The 25,875-nt window shown below is 61.1% G+C and carries 15 protein-coding genes, 4 tRNA genes and 6 rRNA genes; 4 read left to right on the top strand and 21 right to left on the bottom strand.

Annotated features, from left to right (window positions below):
- Positions 1-33 precede the first annotated feature (33 nt).
- Entirely contained in the window at positions 34-330 is a 297-nt protein-coding gene (locus tag IEJ03_RS01735; RefSeq protein WP_192036017.1) for an MGMT family protein, read from the bottom strand.
- Positions 331-455: 125 nt separating this feature from the next.
- On the opposite strand from IEJ03_RS01735, the gene IEJ03_RS01730 reads away from it, so the two are divergent.
- Positions 456-1,160, top strand: coding sequence for a type 1 glutamine amidotransferase (locus tag IEJ03_RS01730; protein ID WP_192036016.1), 705 nt, complete (start codon positions 456-458; stop codon positions 1,158-1,160).
- Here the strand turns inward: IEJ03_RS01730 and mnmH are convergent.
- From mnmH to hmgA, 7 genes are all read right to left on the bottom strand, one after another.
- Positions 1,140-2,240, bottom strand: coding sequence for a tRNA 2-selenouridine(34) synthase MnmH (mnmH, locus tag IEJ03_RS01725; RefSeq protein WP_192036015.1), 1,101 nt, complete (start codon positions 2,238-2,240; stop codon positions 1,140-1,142). The genes IEJ03_RS01730 and mnmH overlap by 21 nt on opposite strands.
- Positions 2,237-3,271, bottom strand: coding sequence for a selenide, water dikinase SelD (selD, locus tag IEJ03_RS01720; protein WP_192036014.1), 1,035 nt, complete (start codon positions 3,269-3,271; stop codon positions 2,237-2,239). The genes mnmH and selD overlap by 4 nt, the downstream gene beginning before the upstream one ends.
- A 73-nt stretch (positions 3,272-3,344) precedes the next feature.
- The gene (gene radA / locus IEJ03_RS01715) at positions 3,345-4,721 is read right to left on the bottom strand and encodes a DNA repair protein RadA (RefSeq protein WP_192036013.1); all 1,377 of its coding nucleotides are present in this window, start codon (positions 4,719-4,721) and stop codon (positions 3,345-3,347) included.
- Positions 4,722-4,850: 129 nt separating this feature from the next.
- Entirely contained in the window at positions 4,851-5,309 is a 459-nt protein-coding gene (locus IEJ03_RS01710; protein ID WP_192036012.1) for a copper resistance protein NlpE N-terminal domain-containing protein, read from the bottom strand.
- Between the two features lie 126 nt (positions 5,310-5,435).
- Positions 5,436-6,077: a maleylacetoacetate isomerase gene (maiA, locus tag IEJ03_RS01705; RefSeq protein ID WP_192036011.1), complete on the bottom strand. Its 642-nt coding sequence runs from the start codon at positions 6,075-6,077 to the stop codon at positions 5,436-5,438.
- Between the two features lie 18 nt (positions 6,078-6,095).
- Positions 6,096-7,124 carry a fumarylacetoacetate hydrolase family protein gene (locus tag IEJ03_RS01700; protein ID WP_192036010.1) on the bottom strand — a complete coding sequence of 343 codons (1,029 nt, stop codon included), beginning with the start codon at positions 7,122-7,124 and terminating at the stop codon, positions 6,096-6,098.
- Positions 7,125-7,184: 60 nt separating this feature from the next.
- Positions 7,185-8,516 carry a homogentisate 1,2-dioxygenase gene (gene hmgA, locus IEJ03_RS01695; protein ID WP_192036009.1) on the bottom strand — a complete coding sequence of 444 codons (1,332 nt, stop codon included), beginning with the start codon at positions 8,514-8,516 and terminating at the stop codon, positions 7,185-7,187.
- 332 nt (positions 8,517-8,848) lie between these two features.
- On the opposite strand from hmgA, the gene IEJ03_RS01690 reads away from it, so the two are divergent.
- On the top strand, positions 8,849-9,376 hold the full coding sequence (locus IEJ03_RS01690; RefSeq protein ID WP_192036008.1) for a MarR family transcriptional regulator: 528 nt from the start codon (positions 8,849-8,851) through the stop codon (positions 9,374-9,376).
- A gap of 6 nt (positions 9,377-9,382) precedes the next feature.
- On the opposite strand, the gene IEJ03_RS01685 is transcribed toward IEJ03_RS01690, so the two are convergent.
- Positions 9,383-10,288: an AEC family transporter gene (locus IEJ03_RS01685; RefSeq protein ID WP_192036007.1), complete on the bottom strand. Its 906-nt coding sequence runs from the start codon at positions 10,286-10,288 to the stop codon at positions 9,383-9,385.
- 111 nt (positions 10,289-10,399) lie between these two features.
- On the opposite strand from IEJ03_RS01685, the gene hisC reads away from it, so the two are divergent.
- Positions 10,400-11,455, top strand: coding sequence for a histidinol-phosphate transaminase (gene hisC / locus IEJ03_RS01680; protein WP_192036006.1), 1,056 nt, complete (start codon positions 10,400-10,402; stop codon positions 11,453-11,455).
- A gap of 332 nt (positions 11,456-11,787) precedes the next feature.
- Here the strand turns inward: hisC and rrf (IEJ03_RS01675) are convergent.
- The 5 genes from rrf (IEJ03_RS01675) to IEJ03_RS01655 form a co-directional block, all read right to left on the bottom strand.
- Positions 11,788-11,903 (bottom strand): 5S ribosomal RNA (gene rrf / locus IEJ03_RS01675).
- 116 nt (positions 11,904-12,019) lie between these two features.
- Positions 12,020-14,905: ribosomal RNA gene (locus IEJ03_RS01670) — 23S ribosomal RNA — on the bottom strand.
- A gap of 212 nt (positions 14,906-15,117) precedes the next feature.
- Positions 15,118-15,193 (bottom strand) — tRNA-Ala (locus tag IEJ03_RS01665).
- Positions 15,194-15,209: 16 nt separating this feature from the next.
- Positions 15,210-15,286: transfer RNA gene (locus tag IEJ03_RS01660), tRNA-Ile, on the bottom strand.
- 99 nt (positions 15,287-15,385) lie between these two features.
- A 16S ribosomal RNA gene (locus IEJ03_RS01655) occupies positions 15,386-16,926 on the bottom strand.
- A 311-nt stretch (positions 16,927-17,237) separates the two neighbouring features.
- Between IEJ03_RS01655 and IEJ03_RS01650 the strand changes: the two genes are divergently transcribed.
- Positions 17,238-17,522, top strand: coding sequence for a hypothetical protein (locus tag IEJ03_RS01650; protein ID WP_192036005.1), 285 nt, complete (start codon positions 17,238-17,240; stop codon positions 17,520-17,522).
- Between the two features lie 478 nt (positions 17,523-18,000).
- Here IEJ03_RS01650 and rrf (IEJ03_RS01645) read toward each other — a convergent pair.
- The 7 genes from rrf (IEJ03_RS01645) to ilvC form a co-directional block, all read right to left on the bottom strand.
- Positions 18,001-18,116, bottom strand: a 5S ribosomal RNA gene (gene rrf / locus IEJ03_RS01645).
- Between the two features lie 116 nt (positions 18,117-18,232).
- Positions 18,233-21,118, bottom strand: a 23S ribosomal RNA gene (locus IEJ03_RS01640).
- A gap of 212 nt (positions 21,119-21,330) precedes the next feature.
- Positions 21,331-21,406: transfer RNA gene (locus IEJ03_RS01635), tRNA-Ala, on the bottom strand.
- 16 nt (positions 21,407-21,422) lie between these two features.
- Positions 21,423-21,499: transfer RNA gene (locus IEJ03_RS01630), tRNA-Ile, on the bottom strand.
- 99 nt (positions 21,500-21,598) lie between these two features.
- Positions 21,599-23,139: ribosomal RNA gene (locus IEJ03_RS01625) — 16S ribosomal RNA — on the bottom strand.
- Together the 16S, 23S and 5S rRNA genes with 4 tRNA genes alongside form the textbook arrangement of a ribosomal RNA operon.
- Positions 23,140-23,834: 695 nt before the next feature.
- Positions 23,835-24,665, bottom strand: a complete 831-nt coding sequence (pssA, locus tag IEJ03_RS01620) for a CDP-diacylglycerol--serine O-phosphatidyltransferase (protein ID WP_192036004.1) — start codon at positions 24,663-24,665, stop codon at positions 23,835-23,837.
- 148 nt (positions 24,666-24,813) lie between these two features.
- A complete protein-coding gene (gene ilvC, locus IEJ03_RS01615) occupies positions 24,814-25,830 on the bottom strand; it encodes a ketol-acid reductoisomerase (protein WP_192036003.1) in 1,017 nt (338 codons plus the stop codon).
- Positions 25,831-25,875: the final 45 nt, after the last annotated feature.

The following is a 25,875-nucleotide window of genomic DNA, read 5'->3' as shown; positions in this document are numbered from 1 at the left end:
AAGACGGCAGCGGCGGGGCAATCCCGGCGCCTCTCAGGGCCAGAGCAGATCGGCCGGTACCCGGCCCCGGGCATCGAACACCACACCCTCGCCGCGCAGCTTCTCCCGCTGGCGTTCGGCGCCGCCGTGGTCGGTGACGCGCCGGGTGGCGTTGATCACCCGGTGCCAGGGCAGCCCATGCCCCGTCGGCAGGTGGCGCATGGCGCCGCCGACCATGCGCGCGGTGGCGCCCTCGGTCATCTGGGCCACCCGGCCGTAGGTGGTGACGCGCCCCTCCGGAATCTGGGCGACGATGGTATAGATCTGTTCCAGCACGGCGCTATTGGCCATGGCGCCCTCCTCGTCCGCTGTATCGATGCCCTGACCCGAGGCCCAGTGCTATCTCGCGCCGGTAAGGCGCTTATCGGCCTCGTCGGCGCTGGACGCCCCCGTCCCGGCCCGGTCATCATGGCAACATGCATACCTACTTTCTTCAGCAGGCCGAAGGCCTGGGCCCGGCCCGCTTCGCCGACTGGCTGGACAGCATGGGCCACAGCCACAACACCTGCCATCTCTATGCCGACGAAACGCCGCCGCGCCTCGAGGACTGCGACGGCCTGATACTGCTCGACGCCGATCTGGCGGTGGATGATACCGCGTCTCAGCCCTGGCTTGGCCGCGAGAAGAAGCTGCTGGCCCGGGCGCTGAAGAGCGGCAAGCCGGTCCTCGGCGTCGGCCTGGGGGCGAGGCTGATCGCCGAGAGCCTGGGCGCCATCGTCTCCCGCGGCACCTCGTCCACCCTCGGCTGGCAGCACATCACGCTCGCCCCGGAGAGCCCCTTCGACCTGCCCGAGACCTTCGAGGCCTTCAGCTGGCACCGGGACATCGTCGGGCTGCCCGACGATGCCCTGCCGCTGGGCGGCAGCGCGGCGAGCCCACAGCAGGGCTTCGCCTGGGACTGGGGCCGGGTGGTGGCCCTGCAGTGTCACCTGGAGGCCACCGAGGAGAGCCTGTCGGCGCTTCTCACGCATCTCGCGGCGCGGAAGAACGGCGCCCCGGCGCTCGCCGGCCCTCACGTGCAGGCCCCGGAGGCGATCCTCGCCGACGCTCGACGCCTCGATCGCCAGGCGGCCCTGCTCGACCGGCTGCTGGTGCAGTGGCTACGCAGCGTGGCCCGCTGACCAGTCCCTGGCGAACTCAAGGCAGCTCTCCCAGTCCCCCACATGCAGGAAGGTGTGGGGGTGCTTCTCGAGCTGGTGACGATACAGCGGATCATAATATTCGGTGAGCAGCGGCCCTAGCCAGGCCTCGTGGGCCTGGCGATTGCCCCGCTCGTGCTCGCGAAAGGCCAGCGTCTGCAGCCGCTGCAGGCGTTCCAGGCGCGCAAGGCCCAGGCGCTTCCTGAGCCGGCCCAGCGCCGTGGTGAGCTGCTTGCGCATCAGCGTCCAGCCCAGCCAGTCACCGTACTGGCGCTGGTACAGGGTCCACAGATCGTCGATGTAGTCCTTGCGGATCTGCGCCAGCCGCCAGTCCAGCGGCATCTCGACGCGCACCCGCGGCGCCTTCTCCATGCCACGCCAGAAGATCAACGGCACGTTGGCAGCGCCGATGTGGCGCGATTCGTCCTCGACCACCGTCGGCCCCTCGGGATGCTCCAGGTTCAGCAGGCCCATGCCCATGGCGTGCTCGAAGTCGATCTGGCTGGGCGCCGGCAGCGGATGGCGGCCGAAGGCCGAGCCCTTGTGGCGAGCACAGCCCTCGAGATCGAGGCCCTGATCGAGGGCATTGATCAGCGGCGTCTTGGCCGAGCCGGTCAGCCCGCTGACCACCAGCATCGGGCGCTCGCTGGCACCGTCGACATGGTCGCAGATCAGCTTGCGCATGGCCTTCCAGCCACCGCGAATGCGCGGGCGCTCGAAGCCCGAGTCCCATAGCCACTGCTGGGCGGTCTCGGAGCGCAGGCCGCCGCGGAAACAGTAGAGGACGGCGTCCGGGTGCCGCTCCAGTTCCTGCTGCCAGGCGCTCAGCCGGGCGCGCTTGATGCCCCCGGCGACCAGCCGCTGGCCCAGCGCAATGGCCGCGTCCTGGCCCTGCTGTGCGTAGGCGATGCCGACCCGGTGACGCTCCTCGTCGTCCATCAGCGGCAGATTGACGGCACCGGGCAGGCCGCCCTGGGCGAACTCCACCGGCGCGCGCACGTCGATCAGCCGGCGGCCATCGCGCAGCAGGTCCAGGCTGGGGTCGATCTGGGGCAGGGTCATCCGGTCACCTCGAGGCGGGCGGTTCCGTGAGCGGCGATGATCTCGCCGCAGGGGGCGAGGCTCAGGCCATGGGCACGACCGACGCGCTCGACGTCGTCGGCCCAGGAGGGATGCACGGCAAGCAGCAGGCCGCCGGAGGTCTGGGGATCGCAGAGCCACTGCCAGTGGGCCTCGTCCATCTCAGGCAGCCGCTCGCCGAGCGCCTCCCGGTTGCGCCGGGTGCCCCGGGGCACGGCGCCCTGGCGCCGATAGTGCTCGGCCTCGGCGAGCCGCGGCAGGCGCCGGAAGTCGAGCCTCGCGGCCACGCCGCTGGCCTCGCAGACCTCGCTCAGGTGGCCGGCAAGGCCCAAGCCGGTGATATCGGTCATGGCATGCAGGCCCTTGATGCGGGCGAAATCGGTGCCGCTGCGGTTGGAGGCGAGCATGGTCTCCCGCGCCAGCCCCTGATGACCGGGACGAATCAGTCCCTGCTGCTCGGCGGTGGTCAGCAGGCCCACGCCCAGCGGCTTGGTCAGGTACAAGAGATCGCCGACCTCGACGCCCTTGTTGCGGGTCAGGTGCTCGAGATCGACCAGGCCGTTGACGGCGAGACCGAAGATCGGCTCCGGGGAGTCGATCGAATGCCCGCCGGCCAGGGCCAGGCCGTGCTCGCGGCACACCGCCTGGGCGCCGGCCACCACGTCGCCGGCGATATGGGCATCGAGCTTGGCAAGCGGCCAGCCGAGGATACCGAGCGCCATCACCGGGGTCCCGCCCATGGCGTAGACGTCGCTGATGGCACTGATGGCGGCGATGCGGCCGAAGTCGAAGGGATCATCGACGATCGGGGCGAAGAAGTCGGTAGTGGCGATCATGCCGCGCCCGTCGCCCAGATCGTAGACGGCGGCGTCCTCGCGCCCCTGGTGGCCGATGATCGGGCGCGCATGACCGGCGCCGGGGGCGGCCTTGGCGAGGATGCCATCGAGCACATCGGGGGCAACCTGGCCGCCACCCGCACCCTGGCTGTATTGGGTCAGACGAATCGCACTCATCACGATCTCCTTGCTGAAGGCGAATACATTGTCCTGTGTCGCATCCTTGGCCGCTTATGCCGGCCCCGTGACATCACAGCGCCTCGAGGGCATCGGCCAGCTTGTCCACGGCGACCACCTCCATGCCGGCGGGCGAGGTCTTGGGGGCGTTACCGCGGGGCACGATGGCCCGGGTGAAGCCGTGCTTGGCGGCCTCGACGATACGCTCCTGGCCGCTGGGCACCGGGCGAATCTCGCCGGACAGCCCCACCTCGCCGAACACCACCAGCTCCCGGGGCAGCGAGCGGTTCTGCAGGCTCGAGACCACCGCCAGCAGCACCGCCAGATCGGCACTGGTCTCCAGCACCTTGACCCCGCCGACCACGTTGAGGAAGACATCCTGATCGCCGGTGAAGAGCCCGCCGTGCTTGTGCAGTACCGCCAGCAGCATCGACAGGCGGTTGCCGTCGAGGCCCACGGCGATGCGTCGCGGGTTACCAAGCGGCGAGTCGTCGAGCAGTGCCTGCACCTCGACCAGGATCGGCCGGGTGCCCTCCCAGACCACCATCACCAGGCTGCCGGAGGCCTGCTCCTCGCTGCGCGAGAGGAAGATGGCGCTGGGGTTCTTCACCTCCTTCATGCCGTGCTCGAGCATGGCGAAGACACCGAGCTCGTTGACCGCGCCGAAGCGGTTCTTCTGGCCGCGCAGGGTACGAAAGCGCGAGTCGGCGCCGCCCTCGAGCAGCAAGGAAGCGTCGATCATGTGCTCGAGCACCTTGGGTCCGGCCAGGCTGCCGTCCTTGGTGACGTGGCCGACCAGCAACAGCACGGTGTTGGACTGCTTGGCGAAGCGGGTCAGCGCCGCCGCAGACTCGCGCACCTGGGCCACGCCGCCGGGGGCCGAGGCGATGTCCTCGAGGTGCATGGTCTGGATGGAGTCGATGATCAGCACCTCGGGACGCTCGCGTTCGGCGACGCCGAGTATCGTCTCGACGCTGGTCTCGGCGAGCATCTTGAGACCTTGAGTCGGCAGCTGCAGGCGGTGGGCGCGCATCGCCACCTGGGACAGCGACTCCTCGCCGGTGACGTACAGCGAGGGGCGCTCCTGCGCCAGCTTGCAGGCGGTCTGCAGCAGCAGGGTCGACTTGCCGGCACCGGGGTGGCCACCCAGCAGCACCGCCGAGCCCGGCACCAGACCGCCGCCCAGCACCCGATCAAACTCGCCGAAGGTCGACGACAGGCGCGGCACCTCGGTGAGATCCACCGCGGACAGATCGGTGACGTCTCGGGAGACGCCGCCCGCGTAGCCGCTGCGCCCACCGCTTGCGCTAGGCGCGGCACCGGGGCGGGGCGGGGCCAGGCGCACCTCGCTCAGGGTGTTCCACTCGCGACAGCTGGTGCACTGGCCCTGCCACTTGCGATATTCCGCACCGCACTCGGCGCAGACGAAGGCGCTCTTCGCTTTGGCCATGCCAGGCTCCACCGATGAAAAGGCCCATTCTACCAGCCGGGGCGCGGGATGCGACGCCCGCCGTCCCTGCCCCAACGCAAGGAGGCGGCCCGCGGGCCGCCTCCAGTCATGCCGTTGCCGCCGCCGGACTCACTGGCTGGCGGTCTGGCGCTGCAGCTTGAGCATGTCGCGGTTCTGGAAGCGACGACGCTGGGGGTCGATCAGCTCCAGAGTATCCGCATCGAGCTTGAGGAAGTAGTAGATCTGTCCCTCGCCCTGGGGCGTCAGCTCGTAGACCGTAGCTTCCGGATCCACCGGAGTCCCGGTGAGCACGCTCCACTGGCCGGCGTAGTTCTCGTCCGGCGGGTTCTGCGGATGCTCGCGATAGCTGGCATCCAGGGTGAAGGTGCGCTCGGCGGCCTGCCCTTCCTCGGTGCCGTTGAGCTCGACGTCGATATCGATGCCGGCGCAGTTGCGGCACGGCAGGGTGCCCTCATAGTGCGCCACCTCGTCGACAACGTCCCCGCCGGTCTGATCCATCTGACCGGTGGCACAGCCCGCCAGGGAGGCGAGCATGAAGGTCCCGGCCAGCAGCGTCCTGATCTGCATGTAATTCTCCTCGCTGTGAGACACGCGCCGCAACGGCGGCGGATGCCTCACAGCATAACGTCAAGTGGCGTCGACGGACAGTCACGCGACCCCTCAAGCGTCACGATCGGCGAGCACCTGTCCGCCTCAGCGCGCATCGGCCTGGCGCTCGGGACTCGCCTGCGCGAAGGCCGGCAGACCACGACAATGCTCGGCGATGGCGCGCAGGCACGGATAGGCGGACAGGTCGCAGTCGAAGCGCTCGGCATTATAGACCTGAGGCACCAGGCAGATATCGGCAAGGGTCGGGGTATCACCATGACAGCACCGCCCTGTCTGCTCGCTTTCGAGCATGGCCTCCAGCGCCGTGAAGCCTTCCGCGACCCAGTGGCGATACCAGGCGAGCTTGGCCGCTTCATCGAGCTTGAGCTCGCCGACCAGGTACTTGAGCACCCGCAGGTTGTTGAGCGGATGCATCTCGCTGGCCACCAGCTGGGCGAGCCCGCGCACCCGGGCGCGGCCGGCGACATCCGCCGGCAGCAGGGCAGGCAACGCAGGATAGCGCTCGTCGAGGTACTCGCAGATCGAAAGCGACTGCGTCAGCCGCTCGCCGTCGTCGGTCTCGAGCACCGGCACCAGCCCCTGGGGGTTGAGGGCGCGAAAGCCCTCCTCGCACTGCGCACCGGCGGCCAGGTTGACCGGCACTTGATCGTAGTCGAGCCCCTTGAGATTCAGGGCGATGCGTACCCGATAGGCCGCCGAGGAGCGGTAATAGCCGTGAAGCGTCATGGTGTCGTCCTCCCCGGGTCATCCCGCCCGCTGCGGCGAGTACTTCACCACCTGCTGGTCGATGGCGCCGAAGATGCTCTGGCCGGCGCGGTTGAACATCTCGATGCGTACCCGATCGCCGAAGCGCAGGAAGGGCGTCTTCACCTCGTCATGGAGGATCTTCTCGACCATGCGCACCTCGGCCAGGCAGCTGTAGCCGACACCGCCTTCATTGATCGGCTTGCCCGGGCCGCCGTCGGCGTCCGGGTTGGAGACGGTACCGGAGCCGATCACCGCACCGGCGCCGAGGTGGCGGGTGCGAGCGGCGTGGGCGACGAGCTCAGGGAAGCCGAAGACCATGTCCGGCCCGGCCTCGGGCTCGCCAAACTTCTCGCCGTTGAGGTGCACGGTGAGCGGCAGGTGCACGCGGCCGTCATGCCAGGCATCGCCCAGCTCGTCCGGGGTCACGGCGATCGGCGAGAAGCTCGACGCCGGCTTGGCCTGGAAGAAGCCGAACCCCTTGGCCAGCTCGCCCGGGATCAGGCCACGGAGGCTGACGTCATTGACCAGCATGATCAGCCTGATGTGGCCTGCGGCGGCCTCCGGAGTCACCGCCATGGGCACGTCGTCGGTGATCACCGCGATCTCGCCTTCGAAGTCGATGCCGTGCTCCTCGCTGATCGCCTCGATGTCCTCGGTCGGCGCCAGGAAACGGTCGCCACCGCCCTGATACATCAGCGGGTCGGTCCAGAAGGTCTCGGGCATCTCGGCGCCACGGGCCCGTCGCACCAGCTGCACGTGGTTGAGGTAGGCGGAGCCATCGGCCCAGTGATAGGTCCGCGGCAGCGGCGAATGCAGCGTGGCCGCCTCGAGTGCGAAGGCGCCCTCGGCGGTGCCGTCGTTGAGGGCGGCGTAGCGCGCCTCGAGGCGCGGGGCGAGGGTATCCCAGGCCTCGAGGGCCTGCTGCAGGGTCGGCGCGATGTCGGTGGCGCGTACGGCGCGGGAGAGATCCCGCGAGACCACGACCAGTTCGCCGTCGCGGCCCGAGTTCATGGTGGCAAGTTTCATGAGAAAGGTCCTGTGATGAAGGTAGCGTGTTGCGTCTCGGTATCAGATGTCGGGGCCGCTTCACGGCACGGTCGGATCGAAGTGCCCCGCCGGGTCAAAATGAGAGCCGAGGCCCTTCCAGACGTCGACGTAGTCCCGCTGGCGGAAGTCGGCGGCAAGTGCCGTCTCGGTCGGCTGGAAGACGTAGCGGCTCTCGAACATGAAGGCCAGGGTCTCGCCCTGATACTGCGGGGAAAGCTCGGCCGCGCTGGCGGCCTCGAAGGTCGCGGCGTCCGGGCCATGGGGCGTCATGCAGTTGTGAAGACTGGCACCGCCGGGGGAGAAGCCCTCCGCCTTGGCGTCGTAGATGCCCTCGATCAGGCCCATGAACTCGCTCATCAGGTTGCGATGGAAGTACGGCGGGCGGAAGGTGTCTTCGGCGACCATCCAGCGCGGCGGGAAGATCACGAAATCGAGGTTGGCCATGCCCGGGGTATCCGAGACCGAGGTCAGCACGGTGAAGATCGACGGGTCCGGATGATCGAAGCTCACCGAGTTGACGGTGTTGAAGCGCGCCAAGTCGTACTTGTAGGGCGCGTAGTTGCCATGCCAGGCCACCACGTCCAGCGGCGAATGAGTCAACCGGGTCGCCCAGAGGCCACCGCCGAACTTGGCCACCAGCTCGATCTCGCCCGAGAGCTCTTCGAAGGCGGCCACCGGAGTCAGGAAGTCCCGCGGGTTGGCCAGGCCATTAGCGCCGATGGGCCCGAGGCCAGGCAGCTCCAGGGGGCTTCCATAGTTTTCGCAGACATAGCCCCGTGCCCCAGCGTTACTGGCGCCGAGACGCACCTGGAACTTGATGCCACGGGGAATGACCGCGATCTCGCCGGGCAAGACCTCGAGCACGCCGAGCTCAGTGCGCAGCATCAGGCCCCCCAGCTGGGGCACGATCAAGAGTTCGCCGTCGGCGTCGTAGAAGAAGCGCCCGGTCATGTCGCGGTTGCAGGCATAGAGATGCACGCCGCAGCCGGCCTGGGTGGCGGCATCGCCGTTGGCGGCGAGAGTCTTGAGGCCATCGACGAAGTCGGTGGGCGCCTCGGGCAGCGGCAGCGGATCCCAGCGCATCGGGTTGGGATCGGCGCGTCCGGCCAGTGGCGCGGTGGCGACGCCGCCCTCCGGCAAGCGACGATAGGCGCCCTGCGAAACCGAAGGCCGGATGCGATACAACCAGCTTCTCAGGTTCTGATGGCGCGGAGAGGTAAAGGCTGAGCCGGTCAGCTGCTCGGCATAGAGACCATAGGGGCAACGCTGGGGAGAGTTCTGCCCCTTTGGCAGCGCCCCGGGCAGAGCCTCGCTTGAGAAGTGGTTACGAAAACCGCTCTGATAGGAAAGCTCACTGGTTGACGCGGACATGCTCCTGGCCTCGTGGTGATCTTGTTATCACTGTCGCGCTGGAGGGGACATCCCAGACCCGGCAAGCGGACAACTGGTTTCACTTGAAACTATGTGATCAAATGAAAGCACAGCCCGGCATAGCGCTCAATACCCACCAAGGTCGTACAATGACCGCCCCTCTCGGCTTGACGAGCCCGCCGGGAGATCGTTGCAGTTGATGCATTCCGCCTCCCAGTCCGGATGACGCATAATGGCGGCCCGAGGGCCACATAAGCACCGTGAGAGTGCTTTGTGCGCCCTCGCACGACGCGTCCCTCCACTATCTGCCACCGCACGCCAGGAGACAGGCCATGCCCTCTCGCTCGATTGACCCTGTGCTTCAAGACCCAGCGCTCCACGAACCAGCGCCCGACGACTCCGCGCCCCGCGATGAGCGGCCCGAGCTCGATCTTCAGCAGTTCCTGCCCTACCGGCTGAACAGCCTGGCGGATCGCATCAGTCAGGCGCTGTCGCGGATCTACGGCGAGCGGTTCGGGATCACCATCGCCGAGTGGCGGGTGCTGGCCTGGCTCAGCCACCGCGAGGAGCTCACCGCCAAGCAGGTCGGTGAGCATACCCGCATGGACAAGGCCAAGGTGTCGCGCGCCATTCGCGCGCTGGAAGGCAGGGCGCTGATTCGGCGCACTCAAGCGGCGCAGGATCAGCGGCTGCACTACCTGCACCTGACCAAGGAGGGCGAAGCACTGCTTGGCGAACTGATCCCCCAGGCACATGCCTGGGAGGCCGAGCTGGTGGCCACGCTCTCCGCCGGGGAGTATCGCGACCTGCTGAACACCATGGGCAAGCTGGAGCGGCAGCTCACGCGGCTGGAGCGCTGAATCGCCCTAGCCGGCGCCTGCCGGGATGACCATCTGGTAGCTGAACACCAGGCCGAGCACGATCGGCATCACGATGAGGCTGCCCAGGTTGCCGATCAGCACGAGCGACGCGACCTTGTGGGGCTCCTGGCGATACTGCTCGGCGACCAGGTAGTTGAGCACCGCCGGGGGGAGCGCGGCGAACACCCACAGGCTCGCCGCCTGCAGACCGGAAAGCTCGAGCCAGACGATCATCGGTGCCGCCAGCACCAGGCCGCTGAGTGGACACAGCACGGCGCCCAGCACCCCGGTCTTCCAGTCGCTGAAGTCGATATCGAGCATGCGCACGCCAAGGGCGAACAGCATCAACGGGATGCAGACCCCGCCGAGCATGTCCAGAGCCTCGAGCAGCCATCCCGGCAGGGGCACCCCGCCGAGGTTGAAGGCCAGGCCGGCGAGACTCGCCAGCACGATGGGCATGCGCAGCAGCCGCCACAAGGGAGTATGCGGGCTCAGCATGTAGAGCCCCACCGAGAAATGCAGCAGCATCTCGACGATGAACAGCACCACAGCGGCAGGCAGGGCCTCCTCACCGAAGGCCAGCACGATCAGCGGAATCCCCATGTTGCCCGAGTTGTTGAACATCATCGGCGGCAGGAAGGTCTTCAGATCGAGCTTCAGCCAGCGCGCCAGTGGCCATAGCACCAGGCCCGAGCCCAGCACCACCACCGCGGCAGACAGGGCCAGGGAGGCATAATCCTGTAGCGGCGCCTGCTGGTCGGCCAGCACGGCGAACACCAGCATGGGCACGAACAGCTCCATGTTGAGGGTGTTCAGGCCGCGGATGTCGGGGCTGCGATAGCGTCCATAGAGGGTACCGCAGCCGGCGATCAGAAAGACCGGCAGTAGGGTGGCGAGGATCTGCGCAATCATCGTGAGCTCCTGAATTAGTCCTGCCACACTAGCATGGCCGCCGCTTGCGAAGGGCCGTCAGGCGCGTCACCATGACCAAAGTCCCATCCCCTCCCTTGAATGCGAGTGCCCATGAGCAAGTTCTGGAGCCCCGGCGTCAGCGACCTGACGCCCTATACCCCGGGTGAGCAGCCGCGCGAGCGCCTGATCAAGTTGAACACCAACGAGAATCCCTATCCGCCGGCGCCTGGCGTCGAGCAGGTGCTGCGCGACTACTCGGTCGATCATCTGCGCCTCTACCCGGATCCGGACTCTCGCGCCCTGCGCGAGGCACTGGCGCAGGAACACGGCGTCGAGGTCGAGCAGGTGTTCGTCGGCAATGGTTCCGACGAGGTGCTCGCCCTGGCCTTCCAGGCCTTCTTCCGCCAGCCCCTGCCGCTGTCGATGCCGGCCATCAGCTACAGCTTCTACCCGGTGTACTGCCGCCTGTATGGCATCGAATCCCGCACCGTGGCGCTGGGCGATGAATGGCAGGTGCCGTTGGAGGCCTTCGACGCGCAGAGCGGCGGCATCATCTTCGCCAACCCTAACGCCCCGACCGGCCATGGCCATGGCCGCGACGCCATCGCCGCCCTGCTCGAACGCGTCACCGAGTGCGTGGTGCTGGTCGACGAGGCCTATGTGGATTTCGGCGGCGAGAGCGCCGTGCCCCTGGTCAAGCACTATCCCAACCTGCTGGTGACCGGCACCTTCTCGAAATCGAGGAGCCTCGCCGGCCTGCGCCTCGGTTATGCCATCGGCTCACAAGAACTGATCGAAGGCCTCGAGCGGATCAAGAACTCCTTCAACTCCTATCCGGTCGACAGCCTGGCCAGTGCCGTCGGCGTCGCTGCCCTCGAGGACAAGGCCTACTTCGAGGCCCGCCGCGAACAGGTGATCACCACCCGCGAGCGCACCCGTCGCCGCCTCACCTATCTCGGCTTCGAGGTCCTGCCCTCCCAGACCAACTTCCTACTGGTCCACCACCCCGACCATGACGCCGCCCAGCTATTCGTCAGGCTGCGCGAGCGCAGCATTCTGGTGCGTCACTTCAACACCGAGGCGCTGCGCGACTTCATGCGCATCTCCATTGGCACCGAAGACGAAATGAATAGCCTGATCGAGGTCATGGAAGCCCTGGTCCGCTGACCGGCCGGCGCAGTCACGCGCTGACTGCGCCGCCCAGCATGCCCGAATGACATCGCCCCGGTTGCTAGGCAACCGGGGCGTTTTTTTACCGGACATCTCGCGGCATGCGGGCGCGAGGTCAGAGGAAAGGCCACCAGGAGAAAAGATCGGGGCACAAAACCCCGGCCGCGTCAGCGGCCGGGGCTCAGAAGGAAGATCGGGCAAAGTCTGGGCAGGGCACCACGGCGGCGCCTCGGCGCCCTGCTGGGCGGGCGGTCTGGAGGAGCGTTGTCGACCGTCCAGACATGAAAAAACCCCGGCCTCTGAGAGACCGGGGTTTTCTCGGGATAAGTGCCTGACGATGACCTACTCTCGCATGGAGAAGCTCCACACTACCATCGGCGCTAAGCGGTTTCACTTCCGAGTTCGGCATGGGATCGGGTGGTTCACGCTCGCTATGGTCGTCAGGCGAAACGGGTTGATGAGTCGCCGTGGCGGCTCATCGCAATATGAAGTCATGCTGACGAGATGCGTCTCGCGTATCCGTCAATTGTTGCGCGTCATGCGCAGACCCCTTGGGGTTATATGGTCAAGCCTCACGGGCAATTAGTACACGTTAGCTCAACGCCTTGCAGCGCTTCCACACCGTGCCTATCAACCAGCTCGTCTCGCTGGGCCCTTCAGGAGGCTTACGCCTCGGGGAAGTCTCATCTTGAAGGGGGCTTCCCGCTTAGATGCTTTCAGCGGTTATCCCGTCCGCACTTAGCTACCCGGCAATGCCACTGGCGTGACAACCGGAACACCAGAGGTGCGTCCACTCCGGTCCTCTCGTACTAGGAGCAGCACTTCTCAAACTTCCAACGCCCACGGCAGATAGGGACCGAACTGTCTCACGACGTTCTAAACCCAGCTCGCGTACCACTTTAAATGGCGAACAGCCATACCCTTGGGACCGACTTCAGCCCCAGGATGTGATGAGCCGACATCGAGGTGCCAAACACCGCCGTCGATGTGAACTCTTGGGCGGTATCAGCCTGTTATCCCCGGAGTACCTTTTATCCGTTGAGCGATGGCCCTTCCATACAGAACCACCGGATCACTAGAACCTACTTTCGTACCTGCTCGACGTGTCTGTCTCGCAGTTAAGCACCCTTATGCTCTTGCACTCACTGCACGATTTCCAACCGTGCTGAGGGTACCTTCGTGCTCCTCCGTTACTCTTTGGGAGGAGACCGCCCCAGTCAAACTACCCACCACACACTGTCCTCGATCCGGATAACGGACCGGAGTTAGAACGCCAATGATGCCAGGCTGGTATTTCAAGGTTGGCTCCACTGCAGCTAGCGCCACAGTTTCCAAGCCTCCCAGCTATCCTACACAAGCAACATCAGCGTCCAGTGTGAAGCTATAGTAAAGGTTCACGGGGTCTTTCCGTCTAGCCGCGGGTACACAGCATCTTCACTGCGATTTCAATTTCACTGAGTCTCGGGTGGAGACAGCGTGGCCATCATTACGCCATTCGTGCAGGTCGGAACTTACCCGACAAGGAATTTCGCTACCTTAGGACCGTTATAGTTACGGCCGCCGTTTACCGGGGCTTCGATCAGGAGCTTCGCCGAAGCTAACACCATCAATTAACCTTCCGGCACCGGGCAGGCGTCACACCCTATACGTCCGCTTACGCGTTGGCAGAGTGCTGTGTTTTTAATAAACAGTTGCAGCCACCTGGTATCTTCGACCGCTTCACGCTTAGGGAGCGAGTCCCATCACGTTAATGCGGCGTGCCTTCTCCCGAAGTTACGGCACCATTTTGCCTAGTTCCTTCACCCGAGTTCTCTCAAGCGCCTTGGTATTCTCTACCTGACCACCTGTGTCGGTTTGGGGTACGGTTCCACAGTATCTGAAGCTTAGAGGCTTTTCCTGGAAGCGTGGCATCGATGACTTCCAGACCGTAGTCTGTTCGTCTCGTCTCTCGGCCTTAGGGTACCGGATTTACCTGATCCCCCAGCCTACTGACTTTCACCAGGACAACCAACGCCTGGCTCACCTAGCCTTCTTCGTCCCCCCATCGCAATACTGTGAAGTACGGGAATATTGACCCGTTTCCCATCGACTACGCCTTTCGGCCTCGCCTTAGGGGCCGACTCACTCTGCTCCGATTAGCGTCGAACAGAAACCCTTGGTCTTCCGGCGGGGGAGTTTTTCACTCCCCTTGTCGTTACTCATGTCAGCATTCGCACTCGTGATACCTCCAGCATGCTTCTCAACACACCTTCATTGGCTTACACGACGCTCCTCTACCGCTCGTCATTCGACGAACCCGTAGCTTCGGTACCTGGTTTAGCCCCGTTACATCTTCCGCGCAGGCCGACTCGACTAGTGAGCTATTACGCTTTCTTTAAAGGATGGCTGCTTCTAAGCCAACCTCCTAGCTGTCTGAGCCTTCCCACATCGTTTCCCACTTAACCAGGATTTGGGGACCTTAGCTGACGGTCTGGGTTGTTTCCCTTTTCACAACGGACGTTAGCACCCGCTGTGTGTCTCCCACGCTGCACTCACCGGTATTCGGAGTTTGCCTCGGGTTGGTAAGTCGGGATGACCCCCTAGCCGAAACAGTGCTCTACCCCCGGCGGTGATACGTGAGGCGCTACCTAAATAGCTTTCGAGGAGAACCAGCTATCTCCGGGCTTGATTAGCCTTTCACTCCGATCCACAGGTCATCTCAGCATTTTTCAACATACTTGAGTTCGGTCCTCCAATTGATGTTACTCAATCTTCAACCTGCCCATGGATAGATCGCCCGGTTTCGGGTCTATTTCCAGCGACTGGTCGCCCAGTTAAGACTCGGTTTCCCTACGCCTCCCCTATACGGTTAAGCTCGCCACTGAAAATAAGTCGCTGACCCATTATACAAAAGGTACGCGGTCACAGAACAAGTCTGCTCCCACTGCTTGTACGCATACGGTTTCAGGATCTATTTCACTCCCCTCTCCGGGGTTCTTTTCGCCTTTCCCTCACGGTACTGGTTCACTATCGGTCAGTCAGGAGTATTTAGCCTTGGAGGATGGTCCCCCCGTCTTCAGTCAAGGTTTCTCGTGCCCCGACCTACTCGATTTCACACCAATCAGATTTCGACTACGGGGCTATCACCCTGTATCGCGTGGTTTCCCAACCACTTCGTCTATCAGTCATGGTGCTTAAGGGCTGGTCCCCGTTCGCTCGCCGCTACTAGGGGAATCTCGGTTGATTTCTTTTCCTCAGGGTACTTAGATGTTTCAGTTCCCCTGGTTCGCCTCCCAACACCTATGTATTCAGTGTGGGATACCCAAGTTACCTTGGGTGGGTTTCCCCATTCAGAAATGTCCGGGTCGCAGGTTGTTTGCCACCTCGCCGAACCTTATCGCAGGCTTCCACGTCTTTCATCGCCTCTGACTGCCTAGGCATCCACCGTATGCGCTTCATCGCTTGACCATATAACCCGAAAGGGTCTGGTCCGCGATGACGTCACGACAATTGCCGGATACGCTTGAGACGTATCTCGTGTCTCTTCCTCTCGGAAGAAACGTTTGTCAGCATGATTCATATTGTTAAAGAGCGACTGTCGAACCGACAGTCACAAACCCGACATCATCATTTGTGATGATAGGCTTGTGACTGTGGACTCACAGGTGACTGTGTTGGGATGGTGGAGCCTAGCGGGATCGAACCGCTGACCTCCTGCGTGCAAGGCAGGCGCTCTCCCAGCTGAGCTAAGGCCCCTCTGACAAGTAAACATTGGTGGGTCTGGGCAGACTCGAACTGCCGACCTCACCCTTATCAGGGGTGCGCTCTAACCAACTGAGCTACAGACCCGGCTTACTAACCACTGGGTCCGCGACCCAAACAGTCTTATGCTCTGGCCGATCAGATAATTCATTGTGGACACTTGCCGAGAAGAGGCAAGTCGTCGATTAAGGAGGTGATCCAGCCGCAGGTTCCCCTACGGCTACCTTGTTACGACTTCACCCCAGTCATGAACCACACCGTGGTGATCGCTCCCCCGAAGGTTAAGCTAACCACTTCTGGTGCAGTCCACTCCCATGGTGTGACGGGCGGTGTGTACAAGGCCCGGGAACGTATTCACCGTGACATTCTGATTCACGATTACTAGCGATTCCGACTTCACGGAGTCGAGTTGCAGACTCCGATCCGGACTGAGGCAGGCTTTATGGGATTAGCTCCACGTCGCCGTCTTGCGACCCTTTGTACCTGCCATTGTAGCACGTGTGTAGCCCTACTCGTAAGGGCCATGATGACTTGACGTCATCCCCACCTTCCTCCGGTTTGTCACCGGCAGTCTCCTTAGAGTTCCCGACATTACTCGCTGGCAAATAAGGATAGGGGTTGCGCTCGTTACGGGACTTAACCCAACATTTCACAACACGAGCTGACGACAGCCATGCAGCACCTGTCTGTGCGTTCCCGAAGGCACCAATCCATCTCTGGAAAGTTCGCACGATGTCAAGAGTAGGTAAGGTTCTTCGCGTTGCATCGAATTAAACCACATGCTCCACCGCTTGTGCGGGCCCCCGTCAATTCATTTGAGTTTTAACCTTGCGGCCGTACTCCCCAGGCGGTCGACTTATTGCGTTAACTGCGCCACTAAGAACTCGAGGCTCCCAACGGCTAGTCGACATCGTTTACGGCGTGGACTACCAGGGTATCTAATCCTGTTTGCTACCCACGCTTTCGCACCTCAGTGTCAGTGTCAGTCCAGAAGGCCGCCTTCGCCACTGGTATTCCTCCCGATCTCTACGCATTTCACCGCTACACCGGGAATTCTACCTTCCTCTCCTGCACTCTAGCCTGACAGTTCCGGATGCAGTTCCCAGGTTGAGCCCGGGGCTTTCACAACCGGCTTATCAAGCCACCTACGCGCGCTTTACGCCCAGTAATTCCGATTAACGCTTGCACCCTCCGTATTACCGCGGCTGCTGGCACGGAGTTAGCCGGTGCTTCTTCTGCGAGTGATGTCCTTCCTGACAGGTATTAACCGTCAGGCCTTCTTCCTCGCTGAAAGTGCTTTACAACCCGAAGGCCTTCTTCACACACGCGGCATGGCTGGATCAGGCTTTCGCCCATTGTCCAATATTCCCCACTGCTGCCTCCCGTAGGAGTCTGGGCCGTGTCTCAGTCCCAGTGTGGCTGATCATCCTCTCAGACCAGCTACGGATCGCGGTCTTGGTGAGCCATTACCTCACCAACTAACTAATCCGACATAGGCTCATCCGATAGCGCAAGGTCCGAAGATCCCCTGCTTTCCCCCTTGGGGCGTATGCGGTATTAGCTTGAGTTTCCCCAAGTTATCCCCCACTACCGGGCAGATTCCTATGCATTACTCACCCGTCCGCCGCTCGACGCCTCCTAGCAAGCTAGGATCGTTTCCGCTCGACTTGCATGTGTTAGGCCTGCCGCCAGCGTTCAATCTGAGCCATGATCAAACTCTTCAGTTTAAAATCATACGGTCTTACCTTTCCGAAGAAAGAAGCAGACCAAACTTGGCTCAAGGTTCAAACGTCTCAAAAAGTCAGCCGAATTGGCTTCCTTTGACGAGTCGCTTGCCTTGAAGTATCGGTGACTGATCACCCCTTCATCGACAAGCGCCCACATGAATTATCTGATCGATTGTTAAAGAGCAGCTCCGAGTTCTTGAAGAGTGGAGCATCCCGCATTTGCCTGGCCGTTCGGCCGGCGCCCTGCGAGGAAGGCGTATTCTACTGAATCGGCAGTGAATGTCAACCCTTGCTGTTGTCGCTCACTCTAGATGACCGAGCGAACCAGCGGCGAGTTGAGCGCCGATCGAGTGGAGGAGCATTCTACCGTTTCCGGTGTTTTTGTCAATCCCGATATCGCCGAGCGATTCGAAAAACCTAAACAAAAACAAGTGCTTCCAACACTCTTCACCGCATCCGACGTGTGCTCGTCGGCGGCAGCGGATGCGTACTTTACGGATTATCGCGGATACACGCAAGGGCTTTTCAACAAAAAGATCTGCCTCTCTCCTCAAGGCCCGCCACACGGGCCTTTCCAACATCCCCAGATATCGTGACAACCCCGTCACCAAGACTTATCAAAGATACCCACAGACGAAGTCATCATCACGCTGAGCGTAAATAGCGTCGCGTTGCAGCTGAGCGAGAGGATTCGACAGGCGCTCTCCAGGTGCGAGATCTGCGGGAGAATGATCGGAAAATCCGCCACGATTCAGTCTTGTCATAAAGCCTTGCCACGCCATCGGGGATTTTTCTTGGGCGGCCCGTCTTGCCGAGAACAGGATCCGCGGCTTGGAACAGACCAAGAGAAAGGTCAGGAGAACGCCCAGGGCTGTCGAGCGAAACAGCATCGCACACAAAAACCCCGGCCGCGTCAGCGGCCGGGGCTCAGGAGGAAGATCAGGCAAGGTCTGGGCAGCGCACCACGGCGATGCCTCGGCGCCCTGCTGGGGAGCGGTCTGGAGGAGCGTTGTCGACCGTCCAGACATGAAAAAACCCCGGCCTCTGGGAGACCGGGGTTTTCTCGGGATAAGTGCCTGACGATGACCTACTCTCGCATGGAGAAGCTCCACACTACCATCGGCGCTAAGCGGTTTCACTTCCGAGTTCGGCATGGGATCGGGTGGTTCACGCTCGCTATGGTCGTCAGGCGAAACGGGTTGATGAGTCGCCGTGGCGGCTCATCGCAATATGAAGTCATGCTGACGAGATGCGTCTCGCGTATCCGTCAATTGTTGCGCGTCATGCGCAGACCCCTTGGGGTTATATGGTCAAGCCTCACGGGCAATTAGTACACGTTAGCTCAACGCCTTGCAGCGCTTCCACACCGTGCCTATCAACCAGCTCGTCTCGCTGGGCCCTTCAGGAGGCTTACGCCTCGGGGAAGTCTCATCTTGAAGGGGGCTTCCCGCTTAGATGCTTTCAGCGGTTATCCCGTCCGCACTTAGCTACCCGGCAATGCCACTGGCGTGACAACCGGAACACCAGAGGTGCGTCCACTCCGGTCCTCTCGTACTAGGAGCAGCACTTCTCAAACTTCCAACGCCCACGGCAGATAGGGACCGAACTGTCTCACGACGTTCTAAACCCAGCTCGCGTACCACTTTAAATGGCGAACAGCCATACCCTTGGGACCGACTTCAGCCCCAGGATGTGATGAGCCGACATCGAGGTGCCAAACACCGCCGTCGATGTGAACTCTTGGGCGGTATCAGCCTGTTATCCCCGGAGTACCTTTTATCCGTTGAGCGATGGCCCTTCCATACAGAACCACCGGATCACTAGAACCTACTTTCGTACCTGCTCGACGTGTCTGTCTCGCAGTTAAGCACCCTTATGCTCTTGCACTCACTGCACGATTTCCAACCGTGCTGAGGGTACCTTCGTGCTCCTCCGTTACTCTTTGGGAGGAGACCGCCCCAGTCAAACTACCCACCACACACTGTCCTCGATCCGGATAACGGACCGGAGTTAGAACGCCAATGATGCCAGGCTGGTATTTCAAGGTTGGCTCCACTGCAGCTAGCGCCACAGTTTCCAAGCCTCCCAGCTATCCTACACAAGCAACATCAGCGTCCAGTGTGAAGCTATAGTAAAGGTTCACGGGGTCTTTCCGTCTAGCCGCGGGTACACAGCATCTTCACTGCGATTTCAATTTCACTGAGTCTCGGGTGGAGACAGCGTGGCCATCATTACGCCATTCGTGCAGGTCGGAACTTACCCGACAAGGAATTTCGCTACCTTAGGACCGTTATAGTTACGGCCGCCGTTTACCGGGGCTTCGATCAGGAGCTTCGCCGAAGCTAACACCATCAATTAACCTTCCGGCACCGGGCAGGCGTCACACCCTATACGTCCGCTTACGCGTTGGCAGAGTGCTGTGTTTTTAATAAACAGTTGCAGCCACCTGGTATCTTCGACCGCTTCACGCTTAGGGAGCGAGTCCCATCACGTTAATGCGGCGTGCCTTCTCCCGAAGTTACGGCACCATTTTGCCTAGTTCCTTCACCCGAGTTCTCTCAAGCGCCTTGGTATTCTCTACCTGACCACCTGTGTCGGTTTGGGGTACGGTTCCACAGTATCTGAAGCTTAGAGGCTTTTCCTGGAAGCGTGGCATCGATGACTTCCAGACCGTAGTCTGTTCGTCTCGTCTCTCGGCCTTAGGGTACCGGATTTACCTGATCCCCCAGCCTACTGACTTTCACCAGGACAACCAACGCCTGGCTCACCTAGCATTCTTCGTCCCCCCATCGCAATACTGTGAAGTACGGGAATATTGACCCGTTTCCCATCGACTACGCCTTTCGGCCTCGCCTTAGGGGCCGACTCACTCTGCTCCGATTAGCGTCGAACAGAAACCCTTGGTCTTCCGGCGGGGGAGTTTTTCACTCCCCTTGTCGTTACTCATGTCAGCATTCGCACTCGTGATACCTCCAGCATGCTTCTCAACACACCTTCATTGGCTTACACGACGCTCCTCTACCGCTCGTCATTCGACGAACCCGTAGCTTCGGTACCTGGTTTAGCCCCGTTACATCTTCCGCGCAGGCCGACTCGACTAGTGAGCTATTACGCTTTCTTTAAAGGATGGCTGCTTCTAAGCCAACCTCCTAGCTGTCTGAGCCTTCCCACATCGTTTCCCACTTAACCAGGATTTGGGGACCTTAGCTGACGGTCTGGGTTGTTTCCCTTTTCACAACGGACGTTAGCACCCGCTGTGTGTCTCCCACGCTGCACTCACCGGTATTCGGAGTTTGCCTCGGGTTGGTAAGTCGGGATGACCCCCTAGCCGAAACAGTGCTCTACCCCCGGCGGTGATACGTGAGGCGCTACCTAAATAGCTTTCGAGGAGAACCAGCTATCTCCGGGCTTGATTAGCCTTTCACTCCGATCCACAGGTCATCTCAGCATTTTTCAACATACTTGAGTTCGGTCCTCCAATTGATGTTACTCAATCTTCAACCTGCCCATGGATAGATCGCCCGGTTTCGGGTCTATTTCCAGCGACTGGTCGCCCAGTTAAGACTCGGTTTCCCTACGCCTCCCCTATACGGTTAAGCTCGCCACTGAAAATAAGTCGCTGACCCATTATACAAAAGGTACGCGGTCACAGAACAAGTCTGCTCCCACTGCTTGTACGCATACGGTTTCAGGATCTATTTCACTCCCCTCTCCGGGGTTCTTTTCGCCTTTCCCTCACGGTACTGGTTCACTATCGGTCAGTCAGGAGTATTTAGCCTTGGAGGATGGTCCCCCCGTCTTCAGTCAAGGTTTCTCGTGCCCCGACCTACTCGATTTCACACCAATCAGATTTCGACTACGGGGCTATCACCCTGTATCGCGTGGTTTCCCAACCACTTCGTCTATCAGTCATGGTGCTTAAGGGCTGGTCCCCGTTCGCTCGCCGCTACTAGGGGAATCTCGGTTGATTTCTTTTCCTCAGGGTACTTAGATGTTTCAGTTCCCCTGGTTCGCCTCCCAACACCTATGTATTCAGTGTGGGATACCCAAGTTACCTTGGGTGGGTTTCCCCATTCAGAAATGTCCGGGTCGCAGGTTGTTTGCCACCTCGCCGAACCTTATCGCAGGCTTCCACGTCTTTCATCGCCTCTGACTGCCTAGGCATCCACCGTATGCGCTTCATCGCTTGACCATATAACCCGAAAGGGTCTGGTCCGCGATGACGTCACGACAATTGCCGGATACGCTTGAGACGTATCTCGTGTCTCTTCCTCTCGGAAGAAACGTTTGTCAGCATGATTCATATTGTTAAAGAGCGACTGTCGAACCGACAGTCACAAACCCGACATCATCATTTGTGATGATAGGCTTGTGACTGTGGACTCACAGGTGACTGTGTTGGGATGGTGGAGCCTAGCGGGATCGAACCGCTGACCTCCTGCGTGCAAGGCAGGCGCTCTCCCAGCTGAGCTAAGGCCCCTCTGACAAGTAAACATTGGTGGGTCTGGGCAGACTCGAACTGCCGACCTCACCCTTATCAGGGGTGCGCTCTAACCAACTGAGCTACAGACCCGGCTTACTAACCACTGGGTCCGCGACCCAAACAGTCTTATGCTCTGGCCGATCAGATAATTCATTGTGGACACTTGCCGAGAAGAGGCGAGTCGTCGATTAAGGAGGTGATCCAGCCGCAGGTTCCCCTACGGCTACCTTGTTACGACTTCACCCCAGTCATGAACCACACCGTGGTGATCGCTCCCCCGAAGGTTAAGCTAACCACTTCTGGTGCAGTCCACTCCCATGGTGTGACGGGCGGTGTGTACAAGGCCCGGGAACGTATTCACCGTGACATTCTGATTCACGATTACTAGCGATTCCGACTTCACGGAGTCGAGTTGCAGACTCCGATCCGGACTGAGGCAGGCTTTATGGGATTAGCTCCACGTCGCCGTCTTGCGACCCTTTGTACCTGCCATTGTAGCACGTGTGTAGCCCTACTCGTAAGGGCCATGATGACTTGACGTCATCCCCACCTTCCTCCGGTTTGTCACCGGCAGTCTCCTTAGAGTTCCCGACATTACTCGCTGGCAAATAAGGATAGGGGTTGCGCTCGTTACGGGACTTAACCCAACATTTCACAACACGAGCTGACGACAGCCATGCAGCACCTGTCTGTGCGTTCCCGAAGGCACCAATCCATCTCTGGAAAGTTCGCACGATGTCAAGAGTAGGTAAGGTTCTTCGCGTTGCATCGAATTAAACCACATGCTCCACCGCTTGTGCGGGCCCCCGTCAATTCATTTGAGTTTTAACCTTGCGGCCGTACTCCCCAGGCGGTCGACTTATTGCGTTAACTGCGCCACTAAGAACTCGAGGCTCCCAACGGCTAGTCGACATCGTTTACGGCGTGGACTACCAGGGTATCTAATCCTGTTTGCTACCCACGCTTTCGCACCTCAGTGTCAGTGTCAGTCCAGAAGGCCGCCTTCGCCACTGGTATTCCTCCCGATCTCTACGCATTTCACCGCTACACCGGGAATTCTACCTTCCTCTCCTGCACTCTAGCCTGACAGTTCCGGATGCAGTTCCCAGGTTGAGCCCGGGGCTTTCACAACCGGCTTATCAAGCCACCTACGCGCGCTTTACGCCCAGTAATTCCGATTAACGCTTGCACCCTCCGTATTACCGCGGCTGCTGGCACGGAGTTAGCCGGTGCTTCTTCTGCGAGTGATGTCCTTCCTGACAGGTATTAACCGTCAGGCCTTCTTCCTCGCTGAAAGTGCTTTACAACCCGAAGGCCTTCTTCACACACGCGGCATGGCTGGATCAGGCTTTCGCCCATTGTCCAATATTCCCCACTGCTGCCTCCCGTAGGAGTCTGGGCCGTGTCTCAGTCCCAGTGTGGCTGATCATCCTCTCAGACCAGCTACGGATCGCGGTCTTGGTGAGCCATTACCTCACCAACTAACTAATCCGACATAGGCTCATCCGATAGCGCAAGGTCCGAAGATCCCCTGCTTTCCCCCTTGGGGCGTATGCGGTATTAGCTTGAGTTTCCCCAAGTTATCCCCCACTACCGGGCAGATTCCTATGCATTACTCACCCGTCCGCCGCTCGACGCCTCCTAGCAAGCTAGGATCGTTTCCGCTCGACTTGCATGTGTTAGGCCTGCCGCCAGCGTTCAATCTGAGCCATGATCAAACTCTTCAGTTTAAAATCATACGGTCTTACCTTTCCGAAGAAAGAAGCAGACCAAACTTGGCTCAAGGTTCAAACGTCTCAAAAAGTCAGCCGAATTGGCTTCCTTTGACGAGTCGCTTGCCTTGAAGTATCGGTGACTGATCACCCCTTCATCGACAAGCGCCCACATGAATTATCTGATCGATTGTTAAAGAGCAGCCCCGAACTCTTAAAGAGCGGAGCGTCCCGCATCTGCCTGGCCGTTCGGCCGGCGCCCTGCGAGGAAGGCGTATTCTACTGAATCGGCAGTGAATGTCAACCCTTGCTGTTGTCGCTCACTCTAGATGACCGAGTGAACCAGCGGCGAGTTGAGCGCCGATCGAGTGAGGGAGCATTCTACCGTTTCCGGTGTTTTTGTCAATCCCGATATCGCCGAGCGATTCGAAAAACCTAAACAAAAACAAGTGCTTCCAACACTCTTCACCGCATCCGACATTTGCTCGTCGGCGGCAGCGGATGCGTACTTTACGGATTATCGCGGAGCGGCACAACCCCTTTCTTTCAAAAAGATGACGAAGGGGCTGTGGATAGATCAGGGCGACCAACCGGGTGTGGATAAGCAGAAGCGCCGGAGACGACAACGCCCGCACAGGGGCGGGCGTTTAGAGGCCGTAAAGAGCGGGAGCGCAGTCTGTCAGAGCGTGGCGCGAGAGGAAAGCGCCAGCGAATCAGTTCGCAGGCAGCTTCTTCATCTTGCGCAGTACGGCAAGCACCGGCCCCGAGGCGACGTAGACGGCGAACAGCAGCAGCAGCATGACCGCCGGCTCCACCGAGATCACCACGAAGCCCAGCACGATGGCGAGCAGCATCACGAAGGGCACCGGCCCCTTGAGGTCGACATCCTTGAAGCTGTAGTAGCGAATGTTGCTGACCATCAGCACCCCTGCCGCGGCCACCACCACCAGCATCAACAGCTTGAAGGCGAAGGCATTGGCATCGAAGCTGTGGAAGGTCCAGACACTGGCAGCCACCAGAGCGGCGGCGGAGGGACTGGGCAGGCCGATGAACCACTTCTTGTCGGTGGAACCGATCTGCACATTGAAGCGCGCCAGACGCAGAGCGGCGCAGGCCACATACAGGAAGGCCACCACCCAGCCAATCTTGCCGATGTCCTGAAGGATCCAGGTGAAGGCCACCAGGGCCGGCGCCATGCCGAAGGAGATCATGTCGGCGAGGCTATCGTACTCGGCACCGAAGGCGCTCTGGGTATTGGTCATGCGCGCCACGCGACCGTCCAGGCCGTCGAGCACCATGGCGATAAAGATCGCGATGGCCGCGGCCGAGAAATCACCATTGATACCGGCGACCACGGCGAAGAATCCCGAGAACAATGCGGATGTGGTGAACAGGTTCGGCAGCAGATAGATGCCGCGCCGCCGGATCTTCTTTCCATCCTCGACCGCTTCCTCGACCACTTCCGTCTCGCGCAGAAAGGTCGCGGTGACATCTTCGTCGTGTTCGGCGTGATCGTATTCGGTCTTTTGCGAATCCTGACTCATAGAGGTCTTCCGTTGCTGGGAGATGTGTCCGTGACACGCGATCCATTCTACATGCTAGTTCCCGCAACGATAGCAACGACAGCCCGTACAAAAACAGCGAGGGCGCGGAAATCCGCGCCCTCGCTGTCGTTGGTGCCGTGCCGTTCGATCAGTTCTTGGACTTGTCGACCAGCTGGTTGGCGGCGATCCAGGGCATCATGGAGCGCAGCTTCTCACCGACCTGCTCGATCGGGTGCTCGGCGTTGAGACGACGACGCGCGGTCATCGACGGATAGTTGGTCTGGCTCTCGGCAATGAAGCTCTTGGCATAGTCGCCGTTCTGGATCCGCTTCAGCGCGTTGCGCATGGCCTCACGGGACTGGTCGTTGATGACTTCCTGGCCGGTGAAGTACTCGCCGAACTCCGCGTTGTTGGAGATCGAGTAGTTCATGTTGGCAATGCCGCCTTCGTACATCAGGTCGACGATCAGCTTGAGCTCGTGCAGGCACTCGAAGTAGGCCATCTCCGGGGCATAGCCTGCCTCGGTCAGGGTCTCGAAGCCGGCCTTGACCAGTTCGACCGCACCGCCACACAGCACCGCCTGTTCGCCGAACAGATCGGTCTCGGTCTCGTCACGGAAGGTGGTCTCGATGATGCCGGTACGGCCACCGCCGACGCCTGCCGCGTAGGACAGCGCCAGGGCCTTGGCATTGCCGGTCGCATCCTGATGGATCGCGATCAGGTCGGGAATGCCGCCGCCCTTGACGAACTCGGAGCGCACGGTGTGGCCCGGGGCCTTGGGCGCGATCATGATCACGTCCAGGTCCTTGCGCGGCTCGATCTGGTTGTAGTGGATGTTGAAGCCGTGAGCGAAGGCCAGGGTCGCGCCCTGCTTCAGGTTCGGAGCGACTTCCTGCTCGTAGATCGCCTTCTGGTTCTCGTCGGGCGCCAGCAGCATGACCACGTCAGCGGTCTGGCTCGCCTCGGCGACGGACGCCACCTTGAGGCCGGCGGCTTCGGCCTTGGCGGCCGAGGAGGAGCCCTTGCGCAGCGCGACGGTGACGTCGACGCCGGATTCCTTCAGGTTGTTGGCGTGGGCGTGGCCCTGAGAACCGTAACCCACGATGGTGACCTTCTTGCCCTGGATGAGGGAGAGGTCGCAGTCCTTGTCGTAATACACGTGCATGGCGATATTCCTGATAACGAGAGAGTAAAGGTGTCAGCGTTGATG

The sequence above is a fragment of the Halomonas sp. YLGW01 genome, from assembly GCF_014840935.1.
In the GTDB taxonomy this organism is placed as follows: Bacteria; Pseudomonadota; Gammaproteobacteria; order Pseudomonadales; family Halomonadaceae; genus Onishia.
This window is presented reverse-complemented; position numbering and strand designations above follow the sequence as displayed.